General features: G+C 62.9%; 7 protein-coding genes. 3 read left to right on the forward strand and 4 right to left on the reverse strand.

Annotated elements, in window-relative coordinates:
* Nucleotides 1–73: 73 nt before the first annotated feature.
* The 3 genes from MKK75_RS07180 to MKK75_RS07190 all read right to left on the reverse strand — a co-directional run bounded on the left by MKK75_RS07180 (nucleotide 74) and on the right by MKK75_RS07190 (nucleotide 2,545).
* On the reverse strand, nucleotides 74–1,486 hold the full coding sequence (locus MKK75_RS07180) for a hypothetical protein (RefSeq protein WP_244041922.1): 1,413 nt from the start codon (nucleotides 1,484–1,486) through the stop codon (nucleotides 74–76).
* The gene (locus MKK75_RS07185) at nucleotides 1,483–1,851 is read right to left on the reverse strand and encodes a hypothetical protein (protein ID WP_244041923.1); all 369 of its coding nucleotides are present in this window, start codon (nucleotides 1,849–1,851) and stop codon (nucleotides 1,483–1,485) included. Before MKK75_RS07185 ends, MKK75_RS07180 begins: the two co-directional genes overlap by 4 nt.
* Before the next feature lie 85 nt (nucleotides 1,852–1,936).
* The gene (locus MKK75_RS07190) at nucleotides 1,937–2,545 is read right to left on the reverse strand and encodes a recombinase family protein (RefSeq protein WP_244041924.1); all 609 of its coding nucleotides are present in this window, start codon (nucleotides 2,543–2,545) and stop codon (nucleotides 1,937–1,939) included.
* Between the two features lie 545 nt (nucleotides 2,546–3,090).
* Here MKK75_RS07190 and MKK75_RS07195 point away from each other — a divergent pair.
* The 3 genes from MKK75_RS07195 to MKK75_RS07205 all read left to right on the forward strand — a co-directional run bounded on the left by MKK75_RS07195 (nucleotide 3,091) and on the right by MKK75_RS07205 (nucleotide 4,606).
* Nucleotides 3,091–3,288, forward strand: coding sequence for a hypothetical protein (locus MKK75_RS07195; RefSeq protein ID WP_244041925.1), 198 nt, complete (start codon nucleotides 3,091–3,093; stop codon nucleotides 3,286–3,288).
* Between the two features lie 111 nt (nucleotides 3,289–3,399).
* On the forward strand, nucleotides 3,400–3,975 hold the full coding sequence (locus MKK75_RS07200; protein WP_244041926.1) for a DUF805 domain-containing protein: 576 nt from the start codon (nucleotides 3,400–3,402) through the stop codon (nucleotides 3,973–3,975).
* Between the two features lie 262 nt (nucleotides 3,976–4,237).
* Nucleotides 4,238–4,606, forward strand: a complete 369-nt coding sequence (locus tag MKK75_RS07205) for a hypothetical protein (protein WP_244041927.1) — start codon at nucleotides 4,238–4,240, stop codon at nucleotides 4,604–4,606.
* Between the two features lie 11 nt (nucleotides 4,607–4,617).
* Here the strand turns inward: MKK75_RS07205 and MKK75_RS07210 are convergent, their stop codons facing one another.
* Nucleotides 4,618–5,196, reverse strand: coding sequence for a DUF3102 domain-containing protein (locus MKK75_RS07210; protein ID WP_279593666.1), 579 nt, complete (start codon nucleotides 5,194–5,196; stop codon nucleotides 4,618–4,620).
* Nucleotides 5,197–5,209: the final 13 nt, after the last annotated feature.

A 5,209-nucleotide genomic window follows, 5' to 3' on the forward strand; every position in this document is an offset into this window, starting at 1 on the left:
CATCGGGGAGCGGGGAGACAGACCCGCACCCGATCGGTCGTGGCTGATAACCGTGGCTCGACGGGCGGGGGCGCTAGTCATCGAGCAGCCTCGCCCACATGTCCGGGTCGTAGTCGCCGGGCTGCTTCTGCAGGCTCACCAACACGCCTGCCGCGGCGTTCGCCACGTCATCATGACCGCCCGGCGCGTGATCAATGCTGTCTCGACCGCCGCGGGCCGTCCGACGCTCCAGCGTGATGAGCTGCGTCGCCAACACCGGCACGTCGAGCAGTTCAACCTCGCCCGAGTTCAGCTTCGGCAACAAGTCGATGTAGATCTGGCTCTTGGGCTTCTCGGATGGCTCGTAGGTGATGCCGTGCCGCTGGAAGCTCTCCCGCGGCCAGGAGCCGGCATATCGGTCACCGACCACCGTGCTGAGGCCATAGCGCTTCAGGAGGTCCGAGAACTCCAATACCACCGCCTCAGGCGAGAACGGCGCCTTACGCTCGCGCACCGCATCAAGAACAACACGCTCGTCTTCCCGGTGGCCGATCGCCAGCGTCATCGAGTCCGATGCGCCACCGGACGGGTCGCAGAACGCGCTGTAGGTGATGCTGGTGATCGGTGCCTTCTCGACCACACCGGGCGGGGTGGCAGCCTCAACCACCTCCCGGGCGACGAAACTCTCCACATCGCTGCGGAACTGCGCGAGGTACTCGGCCGAGGCGCTCGGGAGATCTCGCTCAAGCGCCTCGTCGATCACCGATTGCGGGATCGTCGGGTTCATGACCCGCGTCGCCGCCTGCCAGACCAGCACGGGCGAGCCATCCTTGCCAAAGTGGCGACGGTGGGCATCGTACAAGGCGCCACGCCGCGCGTAGGGGCTGCTAGCGCACAGCAGCATCGCGCCGGGGATCGTGGCCATCGCGGGTCTCAGCGCATCCAAGATCGCATAATCCGGCTCGGCCGCGTCGTCGGTCGGCCAGAACGCGATCTCATCGGCCAAGGCGGCCGCCAACGTGCGCCCTCGAACGGCACGGTAGGATGAGGTGCCCACCTCCACCGTCACCCGGTTCTTGAGGTCGAACTCATCCGCCGTCTCGCGCTCGATCATCCGCGCCAGCATCGGCACCTCGGTGAGCAGGGCACGGATGTACCGGAAGATCACCCGCGCCTGACGCCGATCGGCCGCTAGGATCAGGATGGTCGCCCGCTCGCCCGGTGCGAGGCACTGGCGATACTCGCGGAAGGCCGCGAGGTAGACCGCCACGAGTGCCATGATGAAGGATTTGCCGCCGCGGCGCCCGCAGATGAGCCACGCCTCGGTGTAGGCGGTTTCGGGAAGCGTCTGTCGATTCGTACAGGCCCGGTAGGTTTCGGCCTCGGCCTCGGACAGCGGCAAACCGAACACGGCACCCAGGAACGCCCGCCACGCCGTCCACGTGTCTTCGTCCCGAAACCAGGATTGGAACAACTTCGGGTCGGTGGTGGCCTCCAGCAGGTTCATGCGGCCGGCCTCGCATCGATGTACTCGCGCAGGTCGGGTGTGACGTCGCGTGGGCGCCGCCGCAGGCCGAGACCTTCAAGGATGCGCTTCAAAGTGCCGGCCTGTCGGCCGTAGAGATCCAGTGTCTCGGGATCGGCGGCTCCGGCAGCAGCGAACTGTGCCTCCAGCCGTTCCAGCTCTGTCGCCAACGTGGCGGCCCGACGGACTAGGCTGCGCTCGGCCTCCGAGATGGCGTCGTGCCCGCCGAGGTCGGCGACGTGCAACTCGATGAGGTCGCGCATCCGGCGCGCCCAGACCGTCCGACCGTCGATATCAGCCGACAGGCGATTGCCGTTCGTGACCGTGCTGCGACCGCGCACCTTCATGGAGTTTCCCAGCCCAATCTGGCGATACCAGGCCGGTAATATAGCACATGCTATAAGTTATTCTAGAGGTGAAGATTGGGTGGCCTCATACGCCCTTGGCGACGCGAGCGATGGTATCCCGCGAGCATCGGAGCGTGCCCTGGATCTGAGACCACGACATGCCCTTCTTGAGCATCGCGGCGATGCCTGCGTTGCGCGCTGTGTCCTGTGGGCGACCTCGCATCCTGCCCTCGGCCTTGGCCTTCGCGATGCCCTGTGCCTGACGGCGGCGGCGATCCTCAAAATCCTTGCGGGCGACTGCGGCGAGCATGTCCAGCATCATGCCGTTGATCGCCTCGAACATGCGGCTGGTGAAGCCGTCTGCGTCCGCTGTCGCCATCATCCAAGAGGTGGGCAGATCAAGCGCCACAACGCGCACCTGGCGGGTGGCGATCTCAGCCTTGAGCTTGTTCCAGTCCGCAGCTGTAAGGCGGCTCAGACGGTCTACTTGCTCGACGAGGAGCACGTCGCCGGGCTGCGCATCCTTCAGCAGTCGGAACAGCTCTGGCCGGGCCAGCTTCGAACCCGACTCGTTCTCGACGTACCACGCGGCCACCCGCAGACCGCGCTCGCGGGCGAAGGCTTCAAGCGGTTCACGCGCTCGCGTTGCGTCCTGCTCGGAAGTCGAGGCTCGAAGGTACCCACGAACAAACATCTGACCGCTCCAGTCCGATTTGACTGGTCTGAATATCAGCGGTCCGATTTGAATTGTCAAACCGAATATTTCGGACTAGCCCTGATCCAGTACGACAAGAGCGTACCTTTCCGTACCAGCGCCGAATGCAGGTCATGGCTTTATGCGACGATCCTTGGGCGGCCAGTTCTGGTTTCCGGGTAAGCGGGTGGTCTCGACAGCGCTCCAAGATTTTTCCGTGTTTGCGGTGGATGCGAACGCGTAGGTCCCCCCCCCCCCAATCGATGGATCCCGCCGAGCACTGTCGGTGTCTTCACCGGCTGATCCGCTAAGCCAGTCAGACCCGATTCCGGTCACTCACTCAACTAAACCGTCCACAGCTCAGCATCACCGTCGGATATCAATGTGACATCCTATGCTGCATGCAATGGAACTGATCAGAGTTCACGGTGCGAATTGAGTACGTCATGATTCGGAGTGCGTCTCACACGTCCAGGGAGTTTCACACGGAACCGGATGGCAGGCGCTGGTTACTGGCGCAAGATCTGCAAACTGGTCAGCCTTACGTGCGCTACCGTCCCGGCGAGAACGAGCTTGAAGTCGAATTCAACCTTGGCACCTTCCTAGTGCTGTTCGAGGGCCCGGAACGGGACAACCTGCTTCGGCTGATCGCAGCGCTGTTGCCGGGCGGCGAGGCGATGAGCAGCGATGAATCGAATGTCGTGCGGCCGATGAAATTCATCTCAAGGTGGATGCCTCGATAGAAAGCGTTAGCTGCGGCATTCTCTGATATCTAATTACGCTCGATTAAGGAGTCTCATTTCTGATTTCGAAAGATCGAGCCGGTACACGTGTGGCATTGGAGCTTGTATGCCATGCCGCCGCTGTTCAGTTTCTCGGGCCGTGTTGGGCGGGTGACGTACATCCTCAGCACACTGGCGCTCGGCGTTGGTGCGGTTGTCCTGGCAGCAGGAGCGCTGTTTGCGATCTTTGGCTTCCTGAAAGGGTCGGGATCCCATGCCCCGACTGGGCCAGCGTTATTCCTCTGGCTGCCCCTGCTGGTCGTACTGGGGTTCACGTGCGCTTGGAGCCACCTGACGTTTCAGGTGCGCCGGCTGCGGGATATTGGATGGAACCCGTGGATCGTCTTAGGGTGCTGGTTTGCCGTCTGCATCTTCGACGCGGTCTTGGCGCACGCCATGCCTGCGATGGCCCTGCGCAATCACCACAGCACCATCATCGGTATGCTCTGCAACTTGGCAATATTCGGAGCGCTCTGGTTCTGGCCCGGTACTGAAGGTGACCAGTCTCCTGGTGGTACGGCACGACTGACGGATCGCATCCGTTATGAACCAGCGACAGAGCCGCTCCGTCCAATGGCGGTGGATGCGAGCGCTCGGGGAAGAACCGGCTTCGGTCGGCGAGGCGCTGGAGGTACTGTCGGCGTGTAGACCGCCGAGCGAGCGATGAAGATTCAGTAGAAGTCCGGCCCGTTAAGCTCGTCCCGCAGGCACCATAGGTCCGCGGCGATTTTGTTATGACAGCCTCATATGTGAAGGGTGCGGGCATGCGGTTGTTCTGTTGAGATGACCGGAAGTAGCTCGGCCCTCAGGTCGACGGGCATCATAGCCGCACCACAGAGTCCGAAGTTGAGGGAGGTGCGTTGCATGCTTTGATGGGGCGCGTCTGCTGCTGCCCGCTCAGGATGCCCCAATGAACTTCATCAGTTGGCTGCTCTCTCGGGTCTTCCAGTTTGTCTTTGGCAGAAGCGAGGAACGAAAAAGCTCTTCGGTGGCGAGGGAGAGCGATGCCGCAGATCATGAAAGCTCAGTCGCGAACACGGGCAGGAATTTCGACGAAGATTATCGCGGTGCTACGAAGATTTTGATGATGCGCCTGAGCAACCGGTTCCCAGACAACTATTATGCCCGAACGGGCTCCGACAAGAACAGCACGCGTGATTTCGGCGATGAGCGCGCCGAGGCAATCGATACGGCGTCGGCCGCGATAGCCGCGGCGCTACGCAGCGGCGCCACTGTCAAGCAGGCAGCTGAAGCCGGCGCAGCCAGCGTCGGCATCTGATCGTCTGACGGTTAGGCCGAACGCTCAGCTGCCCGGCGCTTCCGATCTTCCTGCACGTCTCCCATTGCGATCGCGATATCGCTGGCTGGCACGTGCTTGAGCCTGGGGATGAGTTCGAGCAGCTTGGCGCGCGGGATCGCCGCGACAATCATTTCGGCGACGCGTCTACCGGCGTCCTTCCGATCGGCGTCGGTCAGGTGGGCATAGTGCTTTGCCCAGACGCCCCGGATGATATCGTTCCGCTGCGGCTTGGTGATGTATCCGAGGCGGAATAGCTCGCGGGCTGCCCCCTCCTGCCAATCGGGATTGTCCTTCGCCTCGTCCCAGACCTGCTTCAATTCGGTGAAGTCGTGCTCGGCCTCGGGCGACAGGGGTTTCCGAGATGCAGTAGCCCGCTTCGGTCCGGTCGCCTCGGCGGCGGCCTCGCGCACGCTCAAACCCGCAACGCGTTGCGCTTTTGCGGAGTCGCCTTCGACGTGCCGGGCGATCCGCATGTAGAGCTGTGCCGTCCTGGGTGAGACGGTGGTGTTCAGCCGGAGCCAAGCATCCCAGCCGCCGTGCGGGACCGTCTCCTTGGCCTGGGCTAGCAACTTCCCGCACTCG

The sequence above is a fragment of the Methylobacterium sp. J-030 genome (assembly GCF_022829545.1).
GTDB lineage: Bacteria > Pseudomonadota > Alphaproteobacteria > Rhizobiales > Beijerinckiaceae > Methylobacterium.

Coding starts and splice junctions, on each gene's coding strand:
- MKK75_RS07180 (WP_244041922.1), bottom strand. CDS start 1,486: ATGAACCTGCTGGAGGCCACCACCGACCCGAAGTTGTTCCAATCCTGG.
- MKK75_RS07185 (WP_244041923.1), bottom strand. CDS start 1,851: ATGAAGGTGCGCGGTCGCAGCACGGTCACGAACGGCAATCGCCTGTCG.
- MKK75_RS07190 (WP_244041924.1), bottom strand. CDS start 2,545: ATGTTTGTTCGTGGGTACCTTCGAGCCTCGACTTCCGAGCAGGACGCA.
- MKK75_RS07200 (WP_244041926.1), top strand. CDS start 3,400: ATGCCGCCGCTGTTCAGTTTCTCGGGCCGTGTTGGGCGGGTGACGTAC.
- MKK75_RS07205 (WP_244041927.1), top strand. CDS start 4,238: ATGAACTTCATCAGTTGGCTGCTCTCTCGGGTCTTCCAGTTTGTCTTT.